Raw genomic sequence first — 24,658 nt, forward strand, 5'->3', positions numbered from 1 at the left:
ATACAAAAATTAAAAACAGCAGGAAGGGACAAATTTAAGGGATGAACAGGTTAAGTATAAAATTTAAGATATCTTTGATATCTTTTTTAGGTTTAGTTTTTTTAGTAGTTGCAAGTGTATATATTCTAAATGGACTTTTAAACACTAGAAATGCAGCTTCAAAAAGTGTTGAAATGGTTGAGAATATTACTCTACAAGGAGAGTTTATACATGAACTTCAAAAGGAGCGTGGATATAGTGGAGGATTCATTAGCAAAGCACCAGGTTCAGCTGAAGTTTTAAAAGCTCAAAGAGAAAAAGTTGATGCTATTATGCCTAGGCTTATCAACAAAGATGAGGTAATGCAAAAAGTAGTTGATACAAGATCAAAAATAGATGCTGGTGGTGATGCTTCATTGCTTAAAAATTTCAATGAAGTTATTGCACTTACACTTATAAATGCAAATGCTCAAAGTGAACAAGCACAACCCGATCTAAAAGATGAATTAACAAGAATTTTGACTATTTCAAAAATAAAAGAGTATTTTGGTATCACAAGAGCTATGATGAATGTAGTGTTTATCAAAAAAAGCATGAATGAAAATGCTTATGTAAATCTAGTTTCATATCATGCAATAATCTCTAACTTGATAAATGATTTCGAGAAATTTAATCCTAAGTCTTATCCGAAATTTAAAGAGAGTGTGCTTGATACAAATGAATATAAAAGCATTGATGACATAATCAGTAGTGCTATTGCAAATAAAGACGAAACTGCTGCAAAGATAGATGCAAAAGCTTGGTTTGGTACAATTACTACACTTATAGATGAATTTAGAGATTATGAACTTTATTTGTTAAATAATATGAAAGCCACAGCTATACAAGATAAAGCAGCAGCTGAACAAAGAGCCATATTTGTCGGTATTTTGCTTGGCATTGCTATTTTGATTTTGCTTGTTATATCATTTGTTGTTGGTAAAAATATAATAAGAGGCATTGACCTAACTAAAAATTCATTAAAAGATTTCTTTGACTTTTTAAATAATAAGACAAATAGTGCGCATCTTTTAAACATTAAAGGTAAAGATGAAATTTCTCAGATGGCAGCTTTAATAGATGAAAATATTGAAAAGATTAGAACAGCTAAAGAAAATGAAAATGCTTTCATCCAAAAAGCCAACACCTTTGTAAATGAGATAAAAGATGGCAACTATGAAGCAAGCCTAGAAGCTGATACAAACAATCCAGCTCTAAATCAACTAAAAAGCACATTTAAAGATCTACAACTTGCTCTTAAAAATGCAATCTCAAGTAACGGCAAAGATGTACTTGATCTACTTAACACTTATAAAAACCAAGACTTTACAAAAAGACTTGATGATGATGGTAAGATAGCAAGTGGTATAAACTCTCTTGGCATAGAAATATCTAAAATGCTAAATGACAATCTAAACCAAGCTCAAGTACTAGAAGAAAAAGCTAAACTTCTAGCTAGCTCAGTATCAAAAGTAGCAAGCTCAGCAAACACTCAAGCAAATAGCTTACAAGAAAGTGCAGCTGCAGTTGAGCAAATGTCAAGCTCAATGAATGCCATCTCTCAAAAGACAGCTGATGTTATAAGACAAAGTGATGAGATTAAAAACATCATAACTATCATTAGAGATATAGCAGATCAAACAAACCTTCTAGCTCTTAATGCTGCAATAGAAGCAGCTAGAGCAGGAGAACACGGACGTGGCTTTGCAGTTGTTGCTGATGAAGTTAGAAAACTAGCAGAGAGAACTCAAAAATCACTTGGTGAGATAGAAGCAAATACAAATGTATTAGCTCAATCAATAAATGAGATGAGTGAATCAATCAAAGAGCAAAGTGAAGGCATAAATATGATAAATCAATCAGTTGCTCAAATAGATAATCTAACAAAAGAAAATGTTGTAATTGCCAACCAAGCAAACGAAGTAACATCAGAAGTAGATGAGATGGCTAAAGCCATAGTTGAAGAGGTTAGGAAGAAGAGGTTTTAATTTCTTAATAAACAAACTTAAATTTGTTTAATGCAAACTACTAAAATTAATAAACTCCAATCTGGTTTAAGCTGGGTTGGGGTTTAATAAATTATCTTTTTAAATTTAATTCTTTATATAGCTGCTTTAAATTTTATCTCGGTTTTTTCTTCTCATACCTTTAGTGTTTGCAAATTTTAAAACTTTCATTCACTTGCAAGAATTGACTACTGATTTTAGGTCTCGCAAAGCTTGCCACTAAAATCAGAGCCGAAATTACTCGTTCATGAAATTTTAAAATTTGATAGACGCTTACTAAAATACTTAGCAGATTTAGAGATATTTATTATTTGATATATAAATTATATGTATTTTTATTTGTAAAATTTTACAAAATTTCAAGTCTTGCGCTGATGTCAGCAACGCCTTTTGAATACATTGCAGAAGTGACTATCGCATCGGCATTTGCATAATCTTTTGCATTTGTTAAATTTACACCGCCAGCTGTTAGAATCATAGTATTTGGCGAAATTTCATCTCTTAAGGCTAGCACGTTTTTAATAAGCTCTGGGCTAAATTTATCACACTGCACGACGTCGCATTTTGCCTTTAAAAGCTTGCTTGCTTCGTCTAAATTTTCAGCCTCGACACAGATCTTTCGCTCGACCATTTTGGCTTTAAACTCTGGTAAATGTGATAGAAATTCATCAAAACTAGCGTAGGCTTTTATGTGATTTTTAAAGAAAAGAACGCTATCACTAAGCCCCAGCCTGTGCATACCGCCACCGCCTTCAAGCACGGCTTTTACGCAAAATTTTTTTGCAAATGGGAAACTCTTTCTGGTTGCTAAAATCTCGCATTTTTCATTGACGCTTTTTGCAGCTTTTGACATTTTATTTGTATAGGTTGCGATGGCGCTAGCATATTCTAGTGCGACTTGGGCTAGTTTCCAAGCCTTATGCACATCTTCGTAGTCGCCATAAATTTTTATGATCACATCGCCAGCCTTGCAAATTTGAGAGTTTTTGACAAAAATTTCGCTCTCACACCCAAGTAGTCTCGCCACACTTGCTGCTACATCTACGCAGCTAACGCAAATTTCATCACGCGAGTAAATTTCAAGTGAGGCTTTTTTATCGATACTTTGAAGCGACGTTGTGAGGTCAAAGTAGGGTAGGTCCTCATTTATGTAGTCTAAAATTTCAGCGTCGCTTAGTCTCATTTTATGCCTTTTTTGAAGCGGTTTTTGCTTTTACGATCATCTTTTTAAAGATGCCGTTATCGTAAAGTCCAGCGTGGTAAAGCGCAAAGCATGTAAATGCGATGCCAGAAACTACGTGGAATTTTTTAACAGATCTATTTTTCATAAAAAGTGCGCTTAGGCAAACAGATGCTAAAGTGACGCTCATGCCGACCTTTGCTACTTGTCTATGGGTGTTTAGATCTAGTAGTTTGCCGCTTATCTTTATATCTTTTCCCAAATTTTCTCCTTTAGTTTTTGCTCCAGCAGCTTGTATTTTTGATACCTAGACTCTCTGGGTCAAATTCTGGGTTTTTACCAGCTTTTCTTTGAGCTTCGTAGTCTTTTATAGCTATTATCACCACTTTTGAAAGCAAGAAAATAGCGATGATGTTGATAGTTGCCATCGCAGCCATCGTGATATCAGCGATGTTCCAAGCTAGTTTTAAGTTCATCTGAGCGCCTATAAATATCATAATCACTGCTGTGATCTTAAATGCTAGAGTTAAATTTTTGCTTTTTGTTAGAAATTTCATATTTGCCTGTGCGTAGTAGTAGTTGCCGATGAGTGATGTGATGGCAAACAGCACTACTGCAAGGGTTGTAAAGTGTAGCCCAAAGTCGCCAAAATACTCTTTCATTGCTGCTTGAACGAGAGGTAGGGCGGTTAGCACTTCGCCACTTACGCCAGTTTGTTTTGTAAGATATGCCTGAGAAAAAAGCACGATCATACCAGAAGCGATACATATCGTCATATCGATAAAGACCGCCATTGCTTGTACTAGGCCTTGCTTGACTGGGTGGCTTGTGTGCGCCGCAGCCGCTGCATTTGGCGCTGAGCCCATGCCAGCTTCGTTTGAGAAAAGTCCCCTTTTTATGCCTATCACGATCACGCTTCCAGCAAAACCGCCAAATATCGCTTTAAAATCAAATGCACTTTCTATAATCATCTTGATAACGGCCGGAATTTCTTTGAAATTTAAAACGATCGCGATGATAGCTAGTAAGATGTAAGTAAGCGCCATGAAAGGCACGATATATGAGCTAACTTTGCCGATGATGTGACTCTTGCTAAAAAACATCACAGCCGTAAATGCTGTAAGGATAAGTCCGATGCCAATAGGCAAGCCACTTTGCGCAAAGGTGATGTTGCTGCCTGCTTGGTCGTAGTAAATTTCAAAGGCAGAGGTCATGGTGTAGCTTTGAAGCCCATTAAAGCCGTAAGCATAGGTGATGATGAGGATGATAGCAAACAAAGAGCCAAGCCACTTTATGCCAAGACCATTTTTGATGTAGTAGGCTGGGCCACCTTTAAAGCCAAAGACATCTTTAGTCTTATAAATTTGAGCCAAAGTGCTCTCTATAAAGGCTGAAGCTGAGCCTAAAAACGCCATCAAACACATCCAAAAAAGTGCCCCTGGACCACCTGCGACGATAGCCGCTGAAATTCCAGCGATGTTACCGATACCAACGCGTGAAGCAGTCGAGATCATCAGCGCTTGAAATGGCGTTAGATGGTGCTTGTTATACTTGTCCTTTTTTTCTACCAGAACTCTGCAAGCTTCAAAGAACATCCTAAACTGCACAAAACGGGTAAGATAGCTAAAGTAAATTCCTGAAGCTACAAGGATGATAACCAAAAAATATCCATATAAAAAGTCGTTGGCTACATCCATTTTGCCGTTTAAAAAGTTTAAGAAATTCTCAAACACCATCTATCCTTTCAAATTTATTTTGACTTGATCTTCACGCCCTTCATTGAGTTGAGCAGAAGCCAGATCGTCGTGCCATTGTGAAGCATAGCAGTTGCTATTGGATTTAGCATGCCAAGCGTTGCGGCACTTAGTATGGCTGTATTTACGCCAACGGTTGAGCGGAAATTTGAGCTTATTAGCTTCATCGTCTTATTTGCGAGCTCTTTTGCAAGCGCAACGCTCATGATGTCATCTTTTAAAAGGCTTATATCAGCCGTTGCTTTAGCGATATCTGCACCTTTGTGCATGCTTATGCCAACATTTGCTTTTGTTAAGCTTGGCGCGTCATTTATGCCATCTCCGACAAAGGCGACCTTTTTGCCTTCATTTTTTAGCTCTTCGATGATCGCTGCTTTGTCCGTTGGTAAGCACTCAGCATAGACCCTATCAAGCCCTAGCTCGTGCGCTACCTCTTCAGCCTTGCTCTTGATGTCGCCACTTAGCATAACTATCTCTTTTACGCCAAGATTTCGTAGTTTCGCCACCATATCTTTAGCGTTTGCTCTCATATCATCTTTCATGGCTATGACGCCAACAAGCTCTTTGTCGTATCCTACGTAAAGCAAGGTTAGACCGCTTTGCAAAGCCTTATTTATGAGCGTTTCGTGAGCTTTAAAGCTTATCATCTCATCATCTTCTAAGAAGTGCCTACTGCCGATAACCACCTCTTTGCCGTTCATCGCAGTTTTTACGCCGTGAGCCACGATAAATTCAACCTCGTCGTGGTGGATATGACTAAATCCACGCTTGTTTGCAGCCTCAACTATCGCTTCAGCTACTGGGTGGAAGTAGTGTTCCTCGGCACTTGCGGTTAAATTTAAGATATCAGCCTCTGAAAATCCATCTTTAAAAGAGTAAATTTCAACCACACTTAGGCGTCCGTGAGTTAGAGTGCCAGTTTTGTCAAAGACAAATGTATCAACCGAACTTAGAGCCTCGATCGCCTTTGCGCCTTTTATGAGGATGCCGTTTCTGCCAGCCTTTGAGATGCTTGACTTAAACGCAACTGGCGTAGCAAGCTTAAGCGCGCAAGAGTAATCAGCCTGAAGCACGCTAGCAACGCTGTTCATATTTTTATTTATAACATACGAAAGCCCAGCAAGAGAGAGCGTGACTGGCACCAGCTTATCAGCTAGTTTTAGAGCTTTTACGCCGATGGCTGATTTTTCATTAAGTGAAGTTTGGATGTACTCTTTGATCCTTGCGGTTGCGGTGTCGCTACCTACGTTTTCAGCCCAAATTTTTATCCTACCCTCATCGACAACAGTGCCACTTATGACGCGGTCGCCTCTAGCTTTTGCCACGGGTTCTGCTTCTCCAGTCATTGAGACTTGATTGACGTCAGCATTACCCTCGACGATGTAGCCATCAACGCCTATCGTCTCGCCAGCTCCCACAACTACGATGTCGCCCTTTTTTAAATTTTCGGTTTTTACCTTTTCAAGTGTCTTTTCGCCGTTTAAATTTCGCTCGACCCAGACCTCTTCGATATTTGGTTTGGCTAGCTCTTTGATGAGATCATCACTTCTGTGGCTAGCACTTTCTTCCATGTATTCGCCAATATTTATCATCAAATTTGTGCTATTTGCAGCCAAATGATCACCCATTGCAAGGCTTGTGCCAATAGCAGTTGCCTCAAGCACTTTTGAGGTGATGCCCTCATGCCTTAGCTCTTTTGCGCCTTCTATTAAATTTGGAGCTGTGGCGTAAAGAGTTACGGCTGATTTTAGAGTTTTATTACTCATAAATGGCGTTACACCAAGTGCAGCAGCAGCTTTGTAGATATTTGCTTTGCTAGGCAGGCTCTCATCTTTTGGCTTGGTTGGAAAATCATAGCTTTTTATAAAATCTAAAATTTTCTCATAGCTCTTATCAAACTCAACAACGATGCTTTTTGCGTATTTATTTACACGCACGCTTTTTGCATCGGTTCGCTCTGAGATCGCAGCCTCGATGGCGCTGACATCGCTTCTAGCGTTTAGGCTCTCGCAAATAAACCTCGCTCTATTTTTGCTCTTGTGAGCTAGAGTGACCTTATTTTTGTGAGTCAAGTTCTGCTTTGACATCTTCAAAACGCTCTTTTAGTTCTTCTATGCCAGCGTTTATTAGCTCGCCACCTTTGATGATCGCTTTAAATACGCACTCTTGTGCTTTTGGATTAGTTAGCACATAAGCTGCTATGCCGCCTAAAAGTAGGCCTTTAACAAAGCCAGCTGCGTTAAAATTTTCAGGTACAAATGGTAAATTTTGAGCTGCATTATTTATCGCATTATCAACCGCACTTGGCTGAGTTGCTGCAGTATTATTTACCGCACTTGCGTTTTCTGCGTTTTCTTCATTGATATAAGGGTTATTCATTATTTACTCTCCAATTTTATTAGTTCTTCAGCTATCAAAAGACCGCCGATGCCAGCTGCAGTAAAAGCTGCTGCGTTTAGATATTTTTTTTGTGCTATCAAATTTGAAGCGTGAATGCCAACAGCACCTACAAAACCACCAGTTACGGCGTATTTTACTATCTTCTTAGCGACATCTTTTTTAGTTGCTCTGTTGTTTAGATAGTCGTTAAAGCCAAGCGCAGCCGCACCCATACCAGCGATTAAGGCTCCACTTATGAAGTGATCAAATGGAAGCCTTGTGTTTGAAAGTGTAAAAAGACTATTTTCTTGCATTCTCTATCCTTAAGCTATATCGTTTGGTGTGATAGCTTTTGGAGCCGCTGGCTTTTTAGCACGTGGTTTTCTTGTTTTTTTAACCACTTTTTCAGCCTCTTTTTCTACTTTTTTAACGCCACGTTTTGCTTTTTTCTCTTCTTTGACCATGAAGTCTTTTGCGTCTTTTGCGACGTTTTTGCCCTTTTTGTAAAGATCTTTTGCAGCCTCTTTGCCTTTATCTAAGCCGTCTTTGGCGCACTCTTTGATCTTATCTCTTTTACTCCAAGCAACTACTGCTAAACCGCCTACTGCTAAACCTGCTAAAAATGGTAATGCCATTTTAAATCCTTTCTTTGTTTGATTTTGTAAATTATTCATCTTCTTCATCCTTATTTAAATTTTTGCTAACTACTGAAATGCCTAATGCCCCAAGCGCAAGCCCGCTAAAAAACGAGAAATTTGGGTTGTTTGTGATCTTTGCCAACTCGCTTTTATCAGCCTTGCCACTTGCGATATTTTGCAAGCTTTTAGTTATCTCATTAAAGTCATTTTGATAGCTTTCTAAAATGTTTGTTATGCCATTTTGCTCAAAATTTTGCGAAATTTCATTTAAATTTAGCTCATTTTTTGCCTCACATCCGCTATAAATTTCTTTTAAGCAGTGCTTTAAAGAGGCGATATATTCGTTATTTGAAGTAGCCCAAAGTCTAAAAAATAGATCTTTTAGCTCTTCATCGTCTAAGCTTTCACAAAATTTCTCATACATTTTGTTTAGCTCATTTTCATAGTTTAGTGCCTCTATTAGCGCATCTTCTTTATTTTTTGCTGGCAAAAAGATAGCTTCATTTTCGCAAACAAGCTCATACTCATGCGCACTTGCAAATTTCTCTATCAAGATGATCGCATTTTTTCTCACGCTTGCGATTTGATCAAATACTTCGCCAAATGAAGCTATGCTTTCATATAGCCTAAGTGCGTTTTTTTCGCTCGTATAAGAGGCGTTTAAAAGCTCGTTAAGCATATTTTACTTCTCTTGCTACTTCATTTACTTTAGCTGAAATTTCTTCTAAATTTTGCCCTTTTAAGAGATCCTCCCAAAGATTTTTAGGGAAAATTTCATGATCATATTCTATCGTTACAGAGCCGATTAGCTTGTTAAATTTAACATTTTTTATGCCATTTATTTGAGCTATCATGTCATCTAAACTGGCTAAATTTACGCTACTGCTTAGCTCTTTTATCTTTGGGCTAACTCTTACTCTTAGTCTGCCATTTGTGTGAGCTATCATCGAAAAATAGCTTGCAACTTGTGCTAAAGTTTGTGTTTTTATATCCATTTTCATCCTTTTATTTTGTCTGCGTATTATCTAATCTGTAACTTAAACAAATCTGAAATTTTTTTGTCTTTCATTATCAAAAAGCAAAATGAAATGATAAATTTAAATCCCATTTTTTGCTTGGCAATCACTGCAAATTCCATAAAGTATCATCTTATGAGACTCTGCACTAAATGATCTTTGGCTACAAATTTGATCTTGTCTTTGCTCTATCATCTCATCTTCAAAATCAACCACCTTTCCGCAAATTTCACATATCAGATGATCGTGAGAGGATTTTAAATTTAGCTCATAGTTTTTAACACCATTTTGCTCAAAACTATTTGCCAGATGGTGCTCTTCAAGAAAATTTAAAAAGGTATATATCGAAGTCATTGAAATTTCATTTTTGTAAGTTTCATAAATTTTTTGGCAAATTTCTTGAGCATTTAGATGCGACTTGCTAGCAAAAAGCACACGCAAAATTTGCTCTTTTATCTCAGAGCCTTTTTGACCAAAAGCTTTTAAAAACTCGTTAAAATGCTTGTAAAATAGTTCAAAGTCTTCCACAAAATCCCTATCAAATTGATAATGAAAGTAAAGATTTTACAACTTTGCTACTAAAAAATGCATAAAATTTCTTACGAATTTAAAGTAAAGTATTTTATAAGCTTCTTTTGGTATAGTTTCGCATTTTTTAAATCAGAATTAAGGAACGAAATGACTTACGACGAGCTAGAATTAGACGCCGTTTTGTTAGAGGTTTTGGAAAATAGAGGCAGCTTTGACTCGATGGACGACGAAGAGCTTTACGAGCTTATCGAGCAAGTCGCGCAATACACTGACGGCGACTACGAAGAGGCGTTTGAATATATGACTCAATTTTCTCCGATCCCTAAAAAACGCTTTGTATCACTATTTATGGTTTAGCAAAAGGCTAAGCCATAATCTTGCTAATTTATAAACTAAATTTCTAAAATCTTTAAAATGTAAAAAAGAGCTTGACTCTTTTAAAAGAGCCAAGATGCTAGGTTTTTATAAAAAGTATTTTGAGATTATCTCTTTAAATTTGATTGTATATTTGCTAGCTTTTGGGCTGTTGTTGTAGATATCTTCAAATTCATACATTCTATCGTAGTAGTCGTTTGTATCTTGTGCGTTTATCTTAAGTCTTGCCACGTCTAAGCTGACGCCAACAAAAGCTCCACTAGTCTTGCCATGCTCCTCGACAAATGCTGAAATTTCAGGCAAATCGCTAGCTATCGCCACTTCGTTACCAACGCCGCCAGTTGCTTCTGCTTTTAGGCTGATCGTATCTTTTGCGTTAAATAAGCTTGCGTAGGCTTCTGAGTTTTTAAATAAAATGATCATATCAGCCGAGCTATATCCTAGCTGAAGGCCGATGCTGCCAGATGTGTAATTTACAAAAAACGGGCTTGACCACTCGCCATCGTCGTTTTTAGCGATAAATACGCCTTTGCCTTTTGAGCCAGTGATGATCGCACCTGCTTTTGTTACGTCTGGGATGATGGCGATGGCTTTAATGCCTGTAAATTTGGTATTTGGTTTTAAATTTCTAGTGCCAAAAGCGTTTAAGATGTTTATCGCATTTTTTAATTTTTGATTTTGGATCACGTCAGCGTTTAAATTTAACGCAAAAAATGAGCCGATCAAAAAGAGCAAAGTTAGAATTTTTTTCATCAAATTTCCTTATTTAAAATTTTTGTTATTATAGCCTAAAATAAACTATTATTTAAAAATTTATTAATGAAATTTTATGAGATTTCATTATAAAATGCCCATTTTTAAGGAAAAAATATGAGCTTAATACTTTTTGTAGAATACGTCGGTATCGCATCAGCTGCGCTTAGTGGCTTTTTGTTTGCAGTAAAAAGAGAGTGTGACTGGCTGGGCGTCTTTTTGTCTGCATTTTTGACCGCACTTGGAGGCGGTATCGTGCGTGATATGCTAGTTGGCAGGGCAGTTTATTCATTTACTCACTACATGCCAGTAAGCGTCGTCATCTTTATGCTTGTCGTATCTAGGATCACAAATTTGCATATTAAAAGAGATGGTTTGGAAAAGAAATTTGTCTTTATCTTTGCCGATGCGATCGATGTTATCTGCTTTTCGATCGTTGGAGCGATGGTTGCCATCGAGTATAGCTACAACATCTTTGGCGTCATGATGATCGCCTTTTTTAACGGCGTTGGCGGCGGTATCTTAAGAGATATCTTGCTAAATGAAGTCCCGTGGTTTTTACGCACCGGACTTTATGGCACGATAAGCCTTGGCGTGGGGCTTGCTTACTTTATCCTTTATCATCTAGGCCTTACCAACATATTTTTTACCATGCTGTTGCTTGCTGCTGGCATAACGGTCAGGATGTTTGCATTTTATAGAGGTTGGAAGCTACCTGATCTATGAAATTTAGCGAGTTTTTTGATATCTGGGTCAATGAAAACTACTATAAATTTGGCGTGGATATTGGCAAAAAGGGTGATTTTTACACAAATGTAAGCGTTGGATATCTCTTTGGCGCTTGCCTTGCAAACTACTTTGTAAAGCTACTTAAAAATGGCGAAATTTCTAGCTCTTGCAAGGTCGTGGAGATCGGCGCAAACTCAGGTGATATGCTGGCTGATTTTGCACAGGGCATTTTTACGCTTGAGCCAGAAATTTTGTCAAATTTAGAGTTTATCATCATCGAGCCTCATGAAATTTTACGTAAAAAACAGCTTGAGACATTTAAAAATCGCTTTGGTGACGAGGTTGGAGTAGGGCACTATGAAAATTTAGACGAGTGCTCGTTTGATGAAATTTTTGTCATCTCAAATGAGCTACTTGACGCATTTAGCTGCGAAGTGATAGACGCAGATAATATGCTTTTTGTGGATAGTGATCTAAAATTTCACTGGCAAAAAGCGGATCAAAATTTACTAGCTCTTGCAAAGAAATTTGGCATAAAAAAGGGCGAGATATCAACTAGCTACGCTAAATTTGCGCTCCAGCTTGCAAATGCGGCAAAAAAGGTGAGATTTTTAAGCTTTGACTACGGCGAATTTGAGCCGAAAAATGAATTTAGCCTAAGAATTTTTAAAGATCATCAAGTTTTTTCTTTGTTTGAAATTTCAAACCTTGCGCCATATTTTAAAAGCTCAGATCTAACTTATAGCCTTTGTTTTAAGCAGGTCAAAGAGGCTTTTTTCGAGGCTGGCTTTTTGATGCTTAAATTTAAAAAACAAAATGATGCCTTAGTTTGCGACTTTGGCGTGGATGAAATTTTATCTTTGGTGCTTAAAAAGGGCAGTAAGCAAGCCTATGAAAATGCCGCAAAACAGGCAAAATTTCTACTCTCGCCTGAGTTTTTAGGCGAGAAGTTTAAATTTATAGAGTTTTTAAAGGGCTAGCCTGGCGATATCAGCGTAATCCGCTTCGCAAGCTTTCAAAAGGTCATTTGGAGCTATCTTTATCTGCTTGCCTCTTACTCCAGCGCTTACTAGCACGTACTCTTGCTCTTTTGCTCGCTCATCGATGAAAGTCGCAAAGTGCTTTTTCATAGCAAGTGGCGAGCAGCCGCCTCTGATGTAGCCGGTGATCTTTTCTAGGTCTTTTAAATTTATAAGCTCGCAGCGTTTGGCTCCACACGCATGAGCAAGTGCTTTTAGATCAAGCTCCAGATCGCCTTGCAAGCAAGCAACGACAAAATTTTTAGGCTCGCACTGGCAGACGATTGTCTTATAAATTTGCTTTATATCTTGCTTGGTGCTAGCTGCTACGTGAACGGCTGAAAGATCGTTTAGATCGACTTCGTATTCTAATATCTCATACTCTATTTTTAGCTTGTCTAAAAGCCTAGCGGCGTTGGTTTTATGTATCATCTTTTCTCATTTTTGTGAATTTTTTGTATAATTATAGCCAAAACTTAAAGGAGGAAAGATGGCTGAAGAAGTTGAAGAGAAAAAAGCAAAAAAAGGTGGCAATGGCGCTTTGATGATAATCATCATCGCGATATTTGTTTTATTGCTAGTTATCGGAGGGCTAGTGGCGTTTTTGATGCTTAGTTCTGACGAGCCAAAAGAGGCAAATATGGCGCAAACACCAGCTCAGACTCAAACTCAACCAGCACCCGCTCAAAACAAAGCAAAACGCGGTGGCAACGACTATTCGAACATGGGACCGATATATCCGCTCGATCAGTTTGTCGTAAATTTACTTAGTGAAAATGGCTCGAGATTTCTTAAAACTAAGATCGATCTAGAGCAAAGCGACGAGCTACTAACAGCCGAGCTTGATAAGAAAAAGGCACTTTTAAGAGATATCATCATAAGAACGCTCTCTTCTAAAACTTACGAAGAAGTAAGCACTGCAAAGGGCAAGGATAGGCTAAAAGACGAGATCGTCGGTAAGCTAAATGAAGTGCTAAATGATGGCTACATCAAAAACATATTTTTTACTGATTTTGTGGTGCAATGATAGGCATCGATATCGTTAAGATAGATAGGATTTCAAGACTTAAGGCTCGTCACGGCGAGCTTTTTTTAAAGAGATTTTTAAGTGATAGCGAGATCGCGCTAGCAAAAAATGATGCGACTTTGGCTGGATTTTGGGCGGCCAAAGAAGCAGCTAGCAAAGCCCTTGGTGTGGGCATCAGCAAGGAGTGTGGCTTTTTGGACATTGTGCTCAGCAAAGACGCAAGAAACGCACCAAAGATAAAATTTAGCCCAAGAATTTATACAAAATTTAATATCAAAGAAGCAAGCCTTAGTATAACTCACGACGGCGGATTTGCCGTAGCTGCAGTGATGATCGTGTGAAATTTATCTATTTTTTCTAACTTTTAGCTACTTTTTGATGTAAAGCCTAATTTACAAATAAATACTTATATAAACTTTTTTACAAAAAAGACGAAATTTGATGTAACTTTTGGTGATCATAAAAACTAAGGATAGTAAAATGCAAATTTCTAATAATCTTTCAACCCCTAACTATCTCTCAAGAGAAAATATAGCAAGAGAGATGGGCTTTAAATTTAACGATATAAACGAGATACTTAGTAACGATATGGGTCATGGTATGACATTTCCTAAGTATGTAAGCCTAGATGATAAAGAAAGAGCAAGAGAATACGACAGATACGATCACTCACTCACTGGCTTCGTAAAAGGCGAAGGAGAGCCAAGAGTAAGCATACTTGGTAAGCTAATGGGCTATGATGACGCTTTTTCAAAAGATGAGATAGATGAGCTAAAGAAATTTATAGATGATAGCGGTGCTTTAGGGCTTGAGAGAAATCCAGCGTTTGAGCCAAAGGGAATTTTCAAAGATCCATTAAATAGTAAAAAGCTCAGTGTTGATGATTTTATAGATCAGTTTGCAAATAAAAAAATCCTCTCTTTTATAGCTTTTGGTGGTAGCAAAACAGCTGAACTGCTTGATAGCGATATGAGTATTGATGAGTTCAAGGGCAAATGGGCTAAATTTGCACTAAAGGAGCGTTTTGGTTTAGAGCTTGACGAAGAGCTAGCAAAAGAGACCATAAATTCCGTAAATGATCTTGAAACACAAAACGAAGAAGATAAAAAAGAGAAGAAATTTACACCTATACAAGTTACTAAAAAGTCTCAAACATATAAGCTTGAAGCCGATGAGAGATTTAAGGAGCTTTATAAATTTATAAAGAGTGAATTTGATAGTGGCAAGAGTATGTTTGAAATTTTAGAAAAAGTGGCAAAGCTTAAAGTGGATAAGACGGCGTAAGGGGGGGGGGAGCTGAAATGATAAGCATAAACGGACTTAGCAACACATCGATACAAGAAACCACTATCCAAAAAGAAAATGCAAAAATGTCAAAGGAGCAAGAAAAGGCTCTAATTGATTCATATATGCAAAATTTAATAATTGATAATGTCGAAAAATACATCAAGGAAGACAGAAGTAGTAAAAACTGGATAACAGAAACCATAGAGAAGATAGACAGTATGCTCTCCGAAAAGTATAGCTATACCATTGATGAAAGGCGAGCTTTATCAGCAAAAAGAGAACCAGAAAATATGGAAGAATTTAGAGTTCGCGAACTCCAAGATTACATGGACTGGTTGCTTTCTAACTCAGTAGATGGCAAGCCAACAATATCTGGGCTAATGGTTGGTATCGGCACAAAAGAAGAAGAGGCTGAGCTAGAAGATTTTATGAACTCGTTTCCTGAAGATACAATGATGAGTAATGATGGTGCTGCTTTGTTTGTTAGAGCAGATCTAAGCATAGAAGAGTTTAAGAAGCTTTATAGAGAAGATGTAGAAAAAACTACAAAAGAGCATAAAGAATTTCTAGCCAAGCTACACAAAGAAGAACAAGAATACAATGCAAATTTTGCTAAAGAGCAAAGTGAAAAGAAATTTAAACCTATGCAGGTTAAAAAGAAGTATGAGACCTATGATATAAATAAGGATCAGAAATTTCTCTTTGCAAGAGAGCTTTTAAAATTTAAAGAAAAAAGAGGCATAGATGTCTTAGAGCTTATGCAAAAGATAGACAAGAAGCAAATTTTAAATAAGATGGCTTGATGGATTAAAGATAGCTACCTTTTAAATTTATCTATTTAAACTTTTGTCTCGTTTTGAAGCTTTGTGGCATGAGCTAGCACACTATCTACTATCTCGCCAGCACTTTTGCCATCTTTTGAAGTGAGTAAATTTTTCTTTAGTAGCTCTTCTAAGATAAATTTGATCATCTTCTCATTTTTTAAAAGCCTTGAGAGAGGCACTATATCATCAGCTAAGCTTTGCTCGTTCATTAGCTTTGAGTAAGAGCTTGCCTCTACGCTAAGCTTCGTCTCACCACTATCACTAGCGATAGGACTAAAGCTCTTTAAAAATCCCACAAACACGCCAGCACTGCTGTAAGTATCATCTACTTGATATACCGACATATCAGGGTTAAATGTATATTCGTCACTGGCTCTTGTGTCAAGATGCTCTTTGCTAAAATTTAGCTCATAGACCTCGTGGCTTATCCCAAAGCCTCTAAGCTCATCTCTAACGCTCTTTGCTTCACTAACTTGATCAAAAGTTTTATATACATTTGTAACAGATATCAGGCTCACATCTTTTAAGAAATTTGCATTTTTACCAAAGGTTTTTTGGTTTGTATCCATGCTAAAGCCTTTTGGTAAATTTGCTAGATCAGCCTCGCTATATCTATCTTTTTCATCCCCTACAATGCTTTTAAAAAGTTTATAGTAGTGCTTTGTGGTATCAGCTACGTCTATCTTTTCAAAGGCAGCCTTGCTTCTATTTTGTGTGAAGAGATATGTTTTGTTGTTGTATCTAACTATCTCATCAAGCGTGCTTTTGTGGATTTTAAAGTCTTGTGGCAAGCCTGCAGCTTTGTTAAAATCAGCTCCCATAAAGCCAGCCTTATCTACTGTGTAGCCATAAGCTTGAAAATCATTAAAATTTAAATAGATGAGGCTATTTTGTGAAGAAGAGATATAAGTAAATTTAGCTGGCTCTTGGCTTGGTTCGCTAATCTTTTCTTTGACATTTTGCTTCAATATATCACTAAAATTCGCAGACCTATTTTGTTTGTGCTGTTGCTTGGTGTATGAATTTACATTTGTGCTTAAGATGTTAATATCATTCATGGTTTGCCTCCTTGATATTATCTGCCAAAGAGCAAGCATGATTTGTTCCAGAGTAAATTTACATCCACTCAAGTACTTGCGTGATATCTTTGGCGTAAAAGCACTTTAGACCTTGCGTGTCAAGCGGTTTGTTTGGGATGATCGCATTTTTAAATTTCTGCGTTTTTGCCTCTTTTAGACGCTGATCGAGATTGAAAATTTCTCTTATCTCGCCGTTTAGACTTAGCTCGCCGATAAAGACGCTGTCTTTGCTGATAGGGCGGTTTTTGAAGCTGCTGATTATCGCTGCGATGACGGCTAGATCGGCAGCGGTCTCGCTTATCTTAACGCCACCTGAAACATTTATGAAGACGTCGTAGTGCCCAAGTGGAATTTCAAGCTTTCGCTCAAGAAGTGCGAGCAGCATATCTAGGCGGTTTCTCTCAAAGCCAGTCGAGCTTCGTTTTGGATAGGCGCTTTCGCAAACAAGTGCCTGAATTTCGATGCTAAGCGCCCTTGAGCCTTCCATTATGATGGTGATCGCGCTGCCACTCATCGCCCCGCCACGTGTGAAAAATTTACTCGATACCTCATTTGCGCTCACGAGCCCTTGCTGGCTCATCTCAAATATGCCAACCTCGCTTGTCGAGCCAAAGCGGTTTTTAAATCCACGTAAAATCCTCAGCTCTCTGCTCGCGTCGCCCTCGAAATAAAGCACCACATCGACCATGTGCTCAAGCACTCTAGGCCCTGCGATCGAACCCTCTTTGGTGATGTGACCGATGATGAAAACGCAGATATTTTGGCTCTTTGCAAGCCTCATCAGCTCAAATGTGATCTCACGAACCTGCGTGATCGAGCCTGGAGCGGAGGTTATGTTTTGGCTATAAAGCGTTTGTATGGAGTCAATGACTAGCACCTTGTAGTCGCTCTTTTGCACTTCTAGCAGGATATCTTCTAAGCAAATTTCAGTTAGCAGGTATAAATTTTTATCCACCGCATTTAGCCTATCAGCTCTCATTTTTATCTGGCTTTGGCTCTCTTCGCCGCTTACATAGAGCGTTTTTTTGCCGTCCTTTGCTAAATTTGAGCCGATTTTTAGAAGCAGGGTTGATTTGCCGATGCCTGGGCTGCCGCCTATAAGTACAAGCGAACCCTCGACCACGCCGCCACCAAGAACAAGGTCTAGCTCGCTATCTTTGGTGCTAAATCTCGTGAAATTTTGAATTTCAACTTCGTCTATGCTTATGGCTTTGCTAGGTGTGCCACTACTTTTTGCTATCTCTTTACTTATCTTTATCTCTTGCTGGCTAAGCTCGACAAAGCTATCCCAAGCCCCACATTGTGGGCATTTGCCCAGCCACTTTGCCTGTTGATTACCACACGCTTGACATTCAAAAACTGGCTTTGCTTTTGCCATAATATATCCTTTTTAAAATTTCAACTACTATCACTCCAAAAGCCGCTCCGATCATGTCAGCTACGATGTCAAGCAGGCTAAAGCTCCTATTTGGTAAAAATGCCTGAACGAGCTCTATTTGCACGCCAAAGGCTAAAAGTAGGGCTAAATTTTTTAAAATTTTAAACTCATAGCCAAGGTAGAGCAGTATATAAAGGACGAAAAAAGCTAAAAAATGGTTTGCTTTGTCCCACGAATTTTCGATGATCGCAGGACTTTTTGGGGTAAATGCAAGAATATCAATCGCCAAAAGAGCAGCGAAAAAGCAAATTTTACTAAGAAATTTTACCCTACTCAAAAATGGCGTCCATCAGCTCGTCTAAAAACTCGTCTGGGTTAAATTTGATGATATCGTCCATGCTCTCGCCAACGCCTATATAAAATATAGGTAGCTCAAGCTCTCTTGCCACGCCAAATAGTGCTCCGCCCTTTGCAGTGCCATCAAGCTTTGTGATGATGACGCCATCAAGCGAGACGATCTCGTTAAATGCCTTTGCCTGCGCGACGCCAGCGTTGCCCTGCGTGCCATCAAGGATGAGGATCTTGCGGTGAGGCGCCTTTTCGTAGGCTTTTTTGCTGATACGAACAATCTTATCAAGCTCGTTTGCTAAATTTGTCTGATTTTGAAGCCTGCCAGCCGTGTCTAGGATGACGCGGTCGATGCCTTTTGCAAGGGCCGAGCTGATCGTATCGTAAGCAACAGCTGAAGGATCATGTCCTTGCTGAGTGGCGACTATTGGCACATTTAGTCTGATTGACCACTGGCGTAGCTGCTCGATCGCACCAGCTCTAAATGTATCACAAGCGCCCAAAATGACGCTTTTGTCATTATTTTTATATAAATTTGCTAGCTTTGCGATGGTTGTCGTCTTGCCAGCGCCATTTACGCCAAGGATGAGATCGACAAATGGCTTGTCGGGCTCGATCACACGCTCTTTTTCGTAGATAAAATAGCTACTCATAACGCGTCTAAGGTCGGCTCTGCTCACTTCATCTTGTGGTGGCAGATAGTATAAAATCTCCTCCACGATCTCGTAAGCCACGTCAGCTTCTAGTAAAATTTCCTCCAAGCTCTCTTTGTCGATCTTTTTTGACTTTTTAGCCGAGCTTATCGCTCCAAAGGTCTTTTCAAAGCCTCTTTTTAAAAACTCAAGCATTATTTTATGGCCCTATTTATGTCAGTTTCGAGCATCTCTTCAGGCACAAGACCGATGTAGCCTTGAGCGTAGTCGCCATTTGCTTTGAAAAGTGCAGATGCAGGGAGTCCTTTGATGCCGCCCATCGCCTTTTCAAATAAGAAATTTCCCTCGCCAACTGCGATGTCGTATTTGATCTTATACTTTTGAGCAAATTCTTTAACCTCGTCCTCGCTCTTGTCTTCAAGCAAGACAGCAACGATGTTTAGCTCGTTTTTAAATTTCTCACTTAGGTTGTTTAAAGATGGGATCTCAGCCTTGCAAGGTGGGCACCAAGTGGCGAAAAATACGTAAAGTGTCGCTTTTTTGCCATCTTTTACGTCAAAGCCGTTGCTTCTTTTTGTGATCTGCATAGTTGTGCCGTTAAGCAGTTTTAGGCTTATATCTTTTACTTCGTCACTTTGTGTGCTCTCGCTTATCTTTGGTGTGAGCGTATCTTTGCTTAAATTTTCATCTTTGCTGGCATTTTCTTCTAAATTTTTACTTTGCACAGCTGGCTCGCTAGTGTTTTGCTCGCTCTTTTGGCTTTTGTCGTCGCCGCATCCGAAAAATGCAAAAAGACAAAGTGATGTTATAATTGCGCGTTTTAGTGTCATAAATTTCCTTTTGAAAAATGTTTCAGGATTATACAAGAAAGAGCATAAAATGAGCGTTAATTTAGAAAAAAACGAATTTAGAAAAAATGCAAGAGCAAATTTGATAAAGCTTACTAAATTTAGAGCAAAATGCACACATCACAAGGCAGCAAAAACGCTTTTAAATTTGATAAATTACACAAATTCTAAAAAGGTGCTCTTTTACTTACCGCTTAACTACGAAGTCGATGTGCTTAAAATAAGACGAAATTTATCACAAAAATGTGAAATTTTTGCCCCTTTTATGGTAGGTCTTAGCTTAGAGATGGTAAGATTGCGACTGCCATTTATAACTTATAAATTTAATGTCAGGCAGCCATCTGGCAAAAAAATGAATAATGTTAAACTCGATATGGCGGTAGTTCCAGCGATTGGGGTTGATGGAGCTATGGCAAGGATAGGGCACGGAAAAGGATTTTACGATAGATTTTTTGACACTTTGCCCGTTAAGCCAAAACTGATAGTTTTCTTAGAGGTAAAAGACTTTTACACCAAAGATGTGCTCTCGCAGGCGCACGATGCGGTAGCAGACTTTTATATAACCCCAAGCAAAAATTATATAAAAAGAGGAATAAATGATAGAGGTTTTAATAGGCTTAGGAGCCGGTGTGGTGGGCGTTGGAGCAGGGTATCTCTACGCCAAAAAGATAAATGATGCAAACTACAACATATTTTTAGAGCAAGCAAAAGCAAAGGCAAAGGCCATCGAGTATGAAGCTGAGCTAACGCTTAAAAACTCTAAAATTTCAGTCCAAGAGGCTGAATTTGAGGCTAAAAAAAGATATGACGACAAGACAACAAAACTTCAAAAAGAGTATGCAAGTAAATTTGATGAGCTGACTAAAAAAGAGAAAATTTTGCTAAATGAGCAAGAGCTTTTAAATGAGAGTAAAGAGCTTTTTGAAAAAGATAAGCAAGATGCGAAGGTCACTTACGAAGAGGGTTTAAATTTAAAAGCAACTTATCAAAACAAAGTAGAAGAGGCAATAAGAGTGCTTGAGCACGCTGCTGGCTTAACGGAAGAAGAGGCAAAAGAGGTCGTGCTAAAAAAGGTCGAGGAGAAGTCACGCGCCGACATCGCTCACATCGTTAGAAAATACGAAGAAGAGGCAAAAAGAGAGGCTAAAAAGAGGGTTAATTACATCTTGGCGCAGGCTACGTCAAGATTTGCTGGAGAATTTGCGGCTGAGCGTCTAATAAACGTCGTAAATATCAAAAACGATGAGCTAAAAGGCAGGATCATCGGCAAAGAGGGACGTAACATCAAAACCCTTGAAATGGTGCTTGGCGTTGATATCATCATCGACGATACCCCGCATGCTATCATACTAAGCAGCTTTAATCTTTACAGACGTGCGATCGCAACAAGAGTGATCGAGCTTTTGGTGGAGGACGGCAGAATTCAGCCAGCTAGGATAGAGGATCTTCACAAAAAAGTGACTGAAGAATTTGAGCAAAGCATACAAGAAGAGGGCGAGAATATCGTCATGGATCTTGGTCTAAATAAAATTCATCCAGAGATAGTAAAACTAATAGGCAAGCTTAAATTTAGAGCAAGCTATGGTCAAAATGCCCTTGCTCATAGCCTTGAAGTGGCTCACCTCGCTGGCATCATCGCAGCAGAGTGTGGTGGAGATGAAAAGCTAGCAAAAAGAGCTGGCATACTTCACGACATCGGCAAAGCGCTAACTCACGAGTACGAGGGCAGCCACGTCGATCTTGGAGCTGAAATTTGCAAACGCTATAAAGAGCATCCAGTCGTCATCAACGCGATCTATGCTCACCACGGACACGAAGAGGCTACAAGTATAGAAAGTGCTGCTGTTTGCGCAGCTGATGCACTAAGCGCAGCTCGTCCAGGAGCAAGACGCGAGGTGCTTGAGAGCTTCTTAAAACGTGTCGAAGAGATCGAAAACATCGCAAAAAGCAAAGAGGGTATCAAACAAGCTTATGCGATCAACGCTGGCCGTGAGATCCGCGTCATCGCAAATGCTAAGCTTATAAACGACGATGAGGCAGTGCTTGTAGCAAAAGAGATCGCTCAAGAGATCGAGAGCAAAGTGCAGTATCCTGGTGAGATAAAAGTAAGCGTCATCAGAGAGACTCGCGCTGTTGATTTTGCGAAATAACGGCAAGATATGAAATTTCTTCTATCATTAATAATGTTTTTCTCGCTTGGCTTTGCCAGCGAGGAGCTCGTGCTAGACTCGGCAAATTCGTTTATAACGACGATGAGAGGCGCTAGAAACGCTCCTATAAAAGAGCTCATCGAGCAGTCAAAAGCTACGATCATCTTTCCAAGTGTAAAAAAAGTCGGTTTTGTGGTCGGTGGCATGGGCGGAGATGGCATCATGGTCGTTGGCAACATCAACTCGCCAAGTGAAATTTTGCCAGTTAGTATAAGTGGCGGCAGCATCGGCATACAGCTTGGCTATGAAGATAGCTCGCTTGTGCTATTTATATTTAAAGATAGCATCATCTACGACATAAAAGATGCCAAGATCACGCTTGATACGAAGCTTTCAGTGGCATTTGGCGATATCGGACGTAATTATAATAAAGTAAGCGATTTTAAATTTTCAAGTGACATCTACGCGTATGCTGCAAATGATGGATTTTTCGCAGGAGCTAGCTTTGGCGGAGCAGTCATTAGCGCAAAGGATGAAATTTTAAAACAAAGTGGCTACGCATACGAGCAGCTAATATCTTCTGCTTCTAAACTTTTGGGGCAATGATGCAAGATATTATAAACTCAATCTCAACTTACGGCTACGTTGTGCTGTTTTTTTACAGCCTTGGTGGTGGCATGGTTGCGCTTATCGCTGCTGGAATATTAAGCTTTGCAGGCAAAATGGATATCACTCTTAGCATAATCGTCGCTGCCGTAGCAAACACGATCGGCGATACTTTGATCTTTTACGTCGCAAGGTTTAACAAAAGCTCGCTTATGCCTTATGTGAAAAATCACAAAAGAAAGCTTGCCTACGCTGGAATTTTGGCAAAAAAGCATGGCGATAAGATAATATTTATCAAGAAATTTATCTATGGCGTCAAAACTTTGGTGCCTATCGCGCTTGGACTTACAAAATACTCTTTTTATAAATTTAGTGTTATAAATTTGATCTCCTCGGTTCTTTGGGCGGTGATCGTCGGTCTTGCAAGCTATAAAGCAGGGGATTATTTCGTGAGTGTGAGTGACTATCTTGGCGCGCATGGATATATCATGCCACTTGCTATGGTAGGCTTATTATTTGGTATCTGGTTGTTTTTACAACACATTACAAAAAGGAGAAAAACATGAAAAAGGTGATATCTGCTCTAATCGTAGTTATCGTGATCGTCTCAGGCGCTGTTTATTTCGCCTCAAACAAGGTCGAGGAGAACTATCAAAGGATAGTTGATAGACTAAATGATGTAAATGGCTTTAAAGTTTCAGAAAATAGCTATCAAAAAGGCTTTTTTGGCTCAAAAGGATCGTTTGATCTTATCGTTTCAAAGGATCTTTTGAAAAATTTGGCTAGCAAAGATGTAGATGAGGATCTAAATTTTAAGGTAGAAAATGAAATTTCTCACTCAGTGCTTGCATTTGTAAATGGCTTTGATATCGACTCAAAAATTTCTATACAAAATGAGGCGATAAAAAATATAGTAGCTTCATTTCTTGGATCAAACGTCGTCGCAACGGCAAAAACAAAGGCTAGCGTGAGTGGCGATAAAGATGTGAATGTTAAATTTAGTGATATCGACTTTAGTGACAAGCTAACTATGAACGTTCATACAAAGGATGTGAAATTTGGCTTGAAACTGGACGCAAAAGATAATGTAAATAGCGCAAACTTGGGTCTTGAGAAAGTTGCATTAAAAGACCTTAATGAAGAAAATAAAGCAGAAGTTAATCTTGAAGGCGTCGATATAGATACAAGCTACACTGTGCCAGTTGAAATTTCAAAGATATTTGAGAGCAAACTAGCTCCTTACGTAGCAAAGGCTAAGATCAAAAAACTAGCATTATTAGATGAAAAAGATGGTAATGTTGCTTTAGATGATCTTGAGTATAACTCGAAATTTGAAGTCTCAAATGATCTTGGTAGCTCAAATGACGTGGTGAAGATAGGTGCAGTTGCTGTTAACAAAGTGAAATTTACAGACTTTATCCTAGATAGCAAAATAGCAAATATCAACGTGCCAACTATAAATAATATACTTGATAGACTAAGTAATGTAAATGTTGATACAAATGAGAGTGTCTTTGCTGGGTTAAATTTAGACGAAGTAATGGGTCAAATTTTAGAGAAAAATCCAAGTGTGAAAGTGGATACATTAAGCTTTAAAAATGGCAATAATGCGATAAATTTAAAACTAGATGCTGTTATCAATGGCTTTAAAAGCGGAGAAAGCCAGCTTGCGATCTTTGATAAGCTATCACTTAACGGTGAGCTAAGCGTGGATGAGACTTTGGCTAAATTTTTTGATACGCTCTTCCCTGAGATGACTCTTATCGAGCCAACGCTTATATCTGCTGGATATTTAAAAGAAGATGGCAAAAAAGTAGTAAGTAAATTTAAGTACGATCCAAATAAAAAAGATATTATTTTTAATGAAAAGGTTGGACTTCAAAATTTATTTATGGGCTTTTAAAAAATAGCCTGATTTTTATCTACTTTTAAGCATCACTTCTATATACTTCACTTTCTGTTTTGCAGAACGCAGAGCAGAAAGTTCTTTTAACTTACAATTGTTAAAACTATTAGTCAATCTTTGAAATCTAAACAAGTGATCGATTGAGCCAGTCTAT

Annotated in this window: 30 protein-coding genes and 1 pseudogene; 14 read left to right on the forward strand and 17 right to left on the reverse strand. The window is 38.5% G+C overall.

From position 1 onward, the window contains the following. Window positions 1–173: 173 nt before the first annotated feature. Window positions 174–836: pseudogene (locus CVT14_RS11095) on the forward strand (nitrate- and nitrite sensing domain-containing protein); the annotation flags it as partial. A gap of 579 nt (window positions 837–1,415) precedes the next feature. After that, window positions 1,416–2,006, forward strand: a complete 591-nt coding sequence (locus tag CVT14_RS11100; RefSeq protein WP_232527126.1) for a methyl-accepting chemotaxis protein — start codon at window positions 1,416–1,418, stop codon at window positions 2,004–2,006. Between the two features lie 367 nt (window positions 2,007–2,373). Here the strand turns inward: CVT14_RS11100 and modD are convergent, their stop codons facing one another. The 10 genes from modD to CVT14_RS09620 all read right to left on the reverse strand — a co-directional run bounded on the left by modD (window position 2,374) and on the right by CVT14_RS09620 (window position 9,519). After that, on the reverse strand, window positions 2,374–3,207 hold the full coding sequence (gene modD, locus CVT14_RS09575; protein ID WP_107850215.1) for a ModD protein: 834 nt from the start codon (window positions 3,205–3,207) through the stop codon (window positions 2,374–2,376). A gap of 1 nt (window position 3,208) precedes the next feature. After that, window positions 3,209–3,466: a hypothetical protein gene (locus CVT14_RS09580; protein ID WP_021088499.1), complete on the reverse strand. Its 258-nt coding sequence runs from the start codon at window positions 3,464–3,466 to the stop codon at window positions 3,209–3,211. Between the two features lie 10 nt (window positions 3,467–3,476). Further along, window positions 3,477–4,940 (reverse strand): alanine/glycine:cation symporter family protein, encoded by a 1,464-nt coding sequence (locus tag CVT14_RS09585; RefSeq protein WP_035170309.1) that lies wholly within the window; start codon window positions 4,938–4,940, stop codon window positions 3,477–3,479. 14 nt (window positions 4,941–4,954) lie between these two features. After that, window positions 4,955–7,045 carry a heavy metal translocating P-type ATPase gene (locus tag CVT14_RS09590; protein WP_413784382.1) on the reverse strand — a complete coding sequence of 697 codons (2,091 nt, stop codon included), beginning with the start codon at window positions 7,043–7,045 and terminating at the stop codon, window positions 4,955–4,957. Next, entirely contained in the window at window positions 7,014–7,337 is a 324-nt protein-coding gene (locus tag CVT14_RS09595) for an oxidoreductase (RefSeq protein ID WP_103579188.1), read from the reverse strand. The genes CVT14_RS09590 and CVT14_RS09595 overlap by 32 nt, the downstream gene beginning before the upstream one ends. After that, window positions 7,337–7,651: a hypothetical protein gene (locus CVT14_RS09600; protein ID WP_021090128.1), complete on the reverse strand. Its 315-nt coding sequence runs from the start codon at window positions 7,649–7,651 to the stop codon at window positions 7,337–7,339. Before CVT14_RS09600 ends, CVT14_RS09595 begins: the two co-directional genes overlap by 1 nt. Before the next feature lie 9 nt (window positions 7,652–7,660). Then, a complete protein-coding gene (locus CVT14_RS09605; protein ID WP_035142523.1) occupies window positions 7,661–7,972 on the reverse strand; it encodes a hypothetical protein in 312 nt (103 codons plus the stop codon). A 31-nt stretch (window positions 7,973–8,003) separates the two neighbouring features. After that, on the reverse strand, window positions 8,004–8,654 hold the full coding sequence (locus CVT14_RS09610; protein WP_107850217.1) for an aminotransferase: 651 nt from the start codon (window positions 8,652–8,654) through the stop codon (window positions 8,004–8,006). Next, window positions 8,647–8,970: an HMA2 domain-containing protein gene (locus CVT14_RS09615; RefSeq protein ID WP_009293946.1), complete on the reverse strand. Its 324-nt coding sequence runs from the start codon at window positions 8,968–8,970 to the stop codon at window positions 8,647–8,649. Before CVT14_RS09615 ends, CVT14_RS09610 begins: the two co-directional genes overlap by 8 nt. A 102-nt stretch (window positions 8,971–9,072) precedes the next feature. Continuing rightward, window positions 9,073–9,519, reverse strand: a complete 447-nt coding sequence (locus CVT14_RS09620) for a Fur family transcriptional regulator (RefSeq protein WP_087582204.1) — start codon at window positions 9,517–9,519, stop codon at window positions 9,073–9,075. A 150-nt stretch (window positions 9,520–9,669) separates the two neighbouring features. Between CVT14_RS09620 and CVT14_RS09625 the strand changes: the two genes are divergently transcribed. Next, the gene (locus CVT14_RS09625; RefSeq protein ID WP_002942234.1) at window positions 9,670–9,879 is read left to right on the forward strand and encodes a hypothetical protein; all 210 of its coding nucleotides are present in this window, start codon (window positions 9,670–9,672) and stop codon (window positions 9,877–9,879) included. A 105-nt stretch (window positions 9,880–9,984) separates the two neighbouring features. Here the strand turns inward: CVT14_RS09625 and CVT14_RS09630 are convergent, their stop codons facing one another. Beyond that, entirely contained in the window at window positions 9,985–10,650 is a 666-nt protein-coding gene (locus CVT14_RS09630) for a lipid-binding SYLF domain-containing protein (RefSeq protein WP_107850218.1), read from the reverse strand. A gap of 117 nt (window positions 10,651–10,767) precedes the next feature. On the opposite strand from CVT14_RS09630, the gene CVT14_RS09635 reads away from it, so the two are divergent. Both CVT14_RS09635 and CVT14_RS09640 read left to right on the forward strand, forming a co-directional pair. Next, window positions 10,768–11,376, forward strand: coding sequence for a trimeric intracellular cation channel family protein (locus CVT14_RS09635; RefSeq protein ID WP_087582202.1), 609 nt, complete (start codon window positions 10,768–10,770; stop codon window positions 11,374–11,376). Further along, window positions 11,373–12,359 (forward strand): SAM-dependent methyltransferase, encoded by a 987-nt coding sequence (locus CVT14_RS09640; RefSeq protein ID WP_107850219.1) that lies wholly within the window; start codon window positions 11,373–11,375, stop codon window positions 12,357–12,359. Before CVT14_RS09635 ends, CVT14_RS09640 begins: the two co-directional genes overlap by 4 nt. Here CVT14_RS09640 and ybaK read toward each other — a convergent pair. Beyond that, complete coding sequence (ybaK, locus tag CVT14_RS09645) at window positions 12,348–12,830, reverse strand: Cys-tRNA(Pro) deacylase (protein ID WP_021090136.1); 483 nt, start codon at window positions 12,828–12,830, stop codon at window positions 12,348–12,350. The genes CVT14_RS09640 and ybaK overlap by 12 nt on opposite strands. A 58-nt stretch (window positions 12,831–12,888) precedes the next feature. Here ybaK and fliL point away from each other — a divergent pair, with 58 nt between their 5' ends. The 4 genes from fliL to CVT14_RS09665 all read left to right on the forward strand — a co-directional run bounded on the left by fliL (window position 12,889) and on the right by CVT14_RS09665 (window position 15,515). Further along, a complete protein-coding gene (gene fliL / locus CVT14_RS09650) occupies window positions 12,889–13,425 on the forward strand; it encodes a flagellar basal body-associated protein FliL (RefSeq protein WP_002942267.1) in 537 nt (178 codons plus the stop codon). Continuing rightward, window positions 13,422–13,766, forward strand: a complete 345-nt coding sequence (gene acpS / locus CVT14_RS09655) for a holo-ACP synthase (RefSeq protein WP_021090129.1) — start codon at window positions 13,422–13,424, stop codon at window positions 13,764–13,766. The genes fliL and acpS overlap by 4 nt, the downstream gene beginning before the upstream one ends. A 139-nt stretch (window positions 13,767–13,905) precedes the next feature. After that, a complete protein-coding gene (locus tag CVT14_RS10885) occupies window positions 13,906–14,709 on the forward strand; it encodes a hypothetical protein (RefSeq protein WP_021090120.1) in 804 nt (267 codons plus the stop codon). Window positions 14,710–14,726: 17 nt separating this feature from the next. Then, window positions 14,727–15,515, forward strand: coding sequence for a hypothetical protein (locus CVT14_RS09665; RefSeq protein WP_021090126.1), 789 nt, complete (start codon window positions 14,727–14,729; stop codon window positions 15,513–15,515). Window positions 15,516–15,550: 35 nt separating this feature from the next. Here the strand turns inward: CVT14_RS09665 and CVT14_RS09670 are convergent, their stop codons facing one another. The 5 genes from CVT14_RS09670 to CVT14_RS09690 are packed head-to-tail and all read right to left on the reverse strand — an operon-like array spanning window position 15,551 to window position 19,824. Further along, window positions 15,551–16,594, reverse strand: a complete 1,044-nt coding sequence (locus CVT14_RS09670) for a Cj0814 family flagellar-dependent secreted protein (protein ID WP_021090121.1) — start codon at window positions 16,592–16,594, stop codon at window positions 15,551–15,553. A 58-nt stretch (window positions 16,595–16,652) separates the two neighbouring features. Continuing rightward, on the reverse strand, window positions 16,653–17,993 hold the full coding sequence (gene radA / locus CVT14_RS09675) for a DNA repair protein RadA (RefSeq protein WP_021090131.1): 1,341 nt from the start codon (window positions 17,991–17,993) through the stop codon (window positions 16,653–16,655). Further along, window positions 17,968–18,330, reverse strand: coding sequence for a VanZ family protein (locus tag CVT14_RS09680; protein WP_012001849.1), 363 nt, complete (start codon window positions 18,328–18,330; stop codon window positions 17,968–17,970). The genes radA and CVT14_RS09680 overlap by 26 nt, the downstream gene beginning before the upstream one ends. Next, window positions 18,323–19,189, reverse strand: coding sequence for a signal recognition particle-docking protein FtsY (ftsY, locus tag CVT14_RS09685; RefSeq protein ID WP_107850220.1), 867 nt, complete (start codon window positions 19,187–19,189; stop codon window positions 18,323–18,325). Before ftsY ends, CVT14_RS09680 begins: the two co-directional genes overlap by 8 nt. Then, the gene (locus CVT14_RS09690; protein ID WP_103580802.1) at window positions 19,189–19,824 is read right to left on the reverse strand and encodes a TlpA family protein disulfide reductase; all 636 of its coding nucleotides are present in this window, start codon (window positions 19,822–19,824) and stop codon (window positions 19,189–19,191) included. Before CVT14_RS09690 ends, ftsY begins: the two co-directional genes overlap by 1 nt. Window positions 19,825–19,873: 49 nt before the next feature. Between CVT14_RS09690 and CVT14_RS09695 the strand changes: the two genes are divergently transcribed. Genes CVT14_RS09695 through CVT14_RS09715 form a run of 5 tightly spaced genes read left to right on the forward strand, consistent with a single transcriptional unit; the run spans window position 19,874 to window position 24,501 of the window. Continuing rightward, entirely contained in the window at window positions 19,874–20,518 is a 645-nt protein-coding gene (locus tag CVT14_RS09695; protein ID WP_107850221.1) for a 5-formyltetrahydrofolate cyclo-ligase, read from the forward strand. Next, window positions 20,439–21,992: a ribonuclease Y gene (gene rny / locus CVT14_RS09700; RefSeq protein WP_034901872.1), complete on the forward strand. Its 1,554-nt coding sequence runs from the start codon at window positions 20,439–20,441 to the stop codon at window positions 21,990–21,992. The genes CVT14_RS09695 and rny overlap by 80 nt, the downstream gene beginning before the upstream one ends. 9 nt (window positions 21,993–22,001) lie before the next feature. Then, window positions 22,002–22,598 carry a lipid-binding SYLF domain-containing protein gene (locus CVT14_RS09705; RefSeq protein WP_021085236.1) on the forward strand — a complete coding sequence of 199 codons (597 nt, stop codon included), beginning with the start codon at window positions 22,002–22,004 and terminating at the stop codon, window positions 22,596–22,598. Further along, a complete protein-coding gene (locus CVT14_RS09710) occupies window positions 22,598–23,164 on the forward strand; it encodes a DedA family protein (protein ID WP_199907336.1) in 567 nt (188 codons plus the stop codon). The genes CVT14_RS09705 and CVT14_RS09710 overlap by 1 nt, the downstream gene beginning before the upstream one ends. Continuing rightward, window positions 23,161–24,501 carry a DUF945 family protein gene (locus CVT14_RS09715; RefSeq protein WP_107850223.1) on the forward strand — a complete coding sequence of 447 codons (1,341 nt, stop codon included), beginning with the start codon at window positions 23,161–23,163 and terminating at the stop codon, window positions 24,499–24,501. Before CVT14_RS09710 ends, CVT14_RS09715 begins: the two co-directional genes overlap by 4 nt. Window positions 24,502–24,658 lie beyond the last annotated feature (157 nt).

It is taken from the genome of Campylobacter concisus (genome assembly GCF_003048445.1).
Lineage (GTDB): Bacteria > Campylobacterota > Campylobacteria > Campylobacterales > Campylobacteraceae > Campylobacter_A > Campylobacter_A concisus_BF.

Coding starts and splice junctions, on each gene's coding strand:
- modD (WP_107850215.1), bottom strand. CDS start 3,207: ATGAGACTAAGCGACGCTGAAATTTTAGACTACATAAATGAGGACCTA.
- CVT14_RS09605 (WP_035142523.1), bottom strand. CDS start 7,972: ATGGCATTACCATTTTTAGCAGGTTTAGCAGTAGGCGGTTTAGCAGTA.
- CVT14_RS09590 (WP_413784382.1), bottom strand. CDS start 7,045: ATGTCAAAGCAGAACTTGACTCACAAAAATAAGGTCACTCTAGCTCAC.
- CVT14_RS09710 (WP_199907336.1), top strand. CDS start 22,598: ATGCAAGATATTATAAACTCAATCTCAACTTACGGCTACGTTGTGCTG.
- CVT14_RS09595 (WP_103579188.1), bottom strand. CDS start 7,337: ATGAATAACCCTTATATCAATGAAGAAAACGCAGAAAACGCAAGTGCG.
- ybaK (WP_021090136.1), bottom strand. CDS start 12,830: ATGATACATAAAACCAACGCCGCTAGGCTTTTAGACAAGCTAAAAATA.
- CVT14_RS09705 (WP_021085236.1), top strand. CDS start 22,002: ATGAAATTTCTTCTATCATTAATAATGTTTTTCTCGCTTGGCTTTGCC.
- acpS (WP_021090129.1), top strand. CDS start 13,422: ATGATAGGCATCGATATCGTTAAGATAGATAGGATTTCAAGACTTAAG.
- ftsY (WP_107850220.1), bottom strand. CDS start 19,189: ATGCTTGAGTTTTTAAAAAGAGGCTTTGAAAAGACCTTTGGAGCGATA.
- radA (WP_021090131.1), bottom strand. CDS start 17,993: ATGGCAAAAGCAAAGCCAGTTTTTGAATGTCAAGCGTGTGGTAATCAA.
- rny (WP_034901872.1), top strand. CDS start 20,439: ATGATAGAGGTTTTAATAGGCTTAGGAGCCGGTGTGGTGGGCGTTGGA.
- CVT14_RS09670 (WP_021090121.1), bottom strand. CDS start 16,594: ATGAATGATATTAACATCTTAAGCACAAATGTAAATTCATACACCAAG.
- CVT14_RS11100 (WP_232527126.1), top strand. CDS start 1,416: ATGCTAAATGACAATCTAAACCAAGCTCAAGTACTAGAAGAAAAAGCT.
- CVT14_RS09665 (WP_021090126.1), top strand. CDS start 14,727: ATGATAAGCATAAACGGACTTAGCAACACATCGATACAAGAAACCACT.
- CVT14_RS09615 (WP_009293946.1), bottom strand. CDS start 8,970: ATGGATATAAAAACACAAACTTTAGCACAAGTTGCAAGCTATTTTTCG.
- CVT14_RS09585 (WP_035170309.1), bottom strand. CDS start 4,940: ATGGTGTTTGAGAATTTCTTAAACTTTTTAAACGGCAAAATGGATGTA.
- CVT14_RS09690 (WP_103580802.1), bottom strand. CDS start 19,824: ATGACACTAAAACGCGCAATTATAACATCACTTTGTCTTTTTGCATTT.
- CVT14_RS09625 (WP_002942234.1), top strand. CDS start 9,670: ATGACTTACGACGAGCTAGAATTAGACGCCGTTTTGTTAGAGGTTTTG.
- CVT14_RS09635 (WP_087582202.1), top strand. CDS start 10,768: ATGAGCTTAATACTTTTTGTAGAATACGTCGGTATCGCATCAGCTGCG.
- CVT14_RS09610 (WP_107850217.1), bottom strand. CDS start 8,654: ATGCTTAACGAGCTTTTAAACGCCTCTTATACGAGCGAAAAAAACGCA.
- CVT14_RS09600 (WP_021090128.1), bottom strand. CDS start 7,651: ATGCAAGAAAATAGTCTTTTTACACTTTCAAACACAAGGCTTCCATTT.
- CVT14_RS09630 (WP_107850218.1), bottom strand. CDS start 10,650: ATGAAAAAAATTCTAACTTTGCTCTTTTTGATCGGCTCATTTTTTGCG.
- CVT14_RS09640 (WP_107850219.1), top strand. CDS start 11,373: ATGAAATTTAGCGAGTTTTTTGATATCTGGGTCAATGAAAACTACTAT.
- CVT14_RS09695 (WP_107850221.1), top strand. CDS start 19,874: ATGAGCGTTAATTTAGAAAAAAACGAATTTAGAAAAAATGCAAGAGCA.
- CVT14_RS09715 (WP_107850223.1), top strand. CDS start 23,161: ATGAAAAAGGTGATATCTGCTCTAATCGTAGTTATCGTGATCGTCTCA.
- CVT14_RS10885 (WP_021090120.1), top strand. CDS start 13,906: ATGCAAATTTCTAATAATCTTTCAACCCCTAACTATCTCTCAAGAGAA.
- fliL (WP_002942267.1), top strand. CDS start 12,889: ATGGCTGAAGAAGTTGAAGAGAAAAAAGCAAAAAAAGGTGGCAATGGC.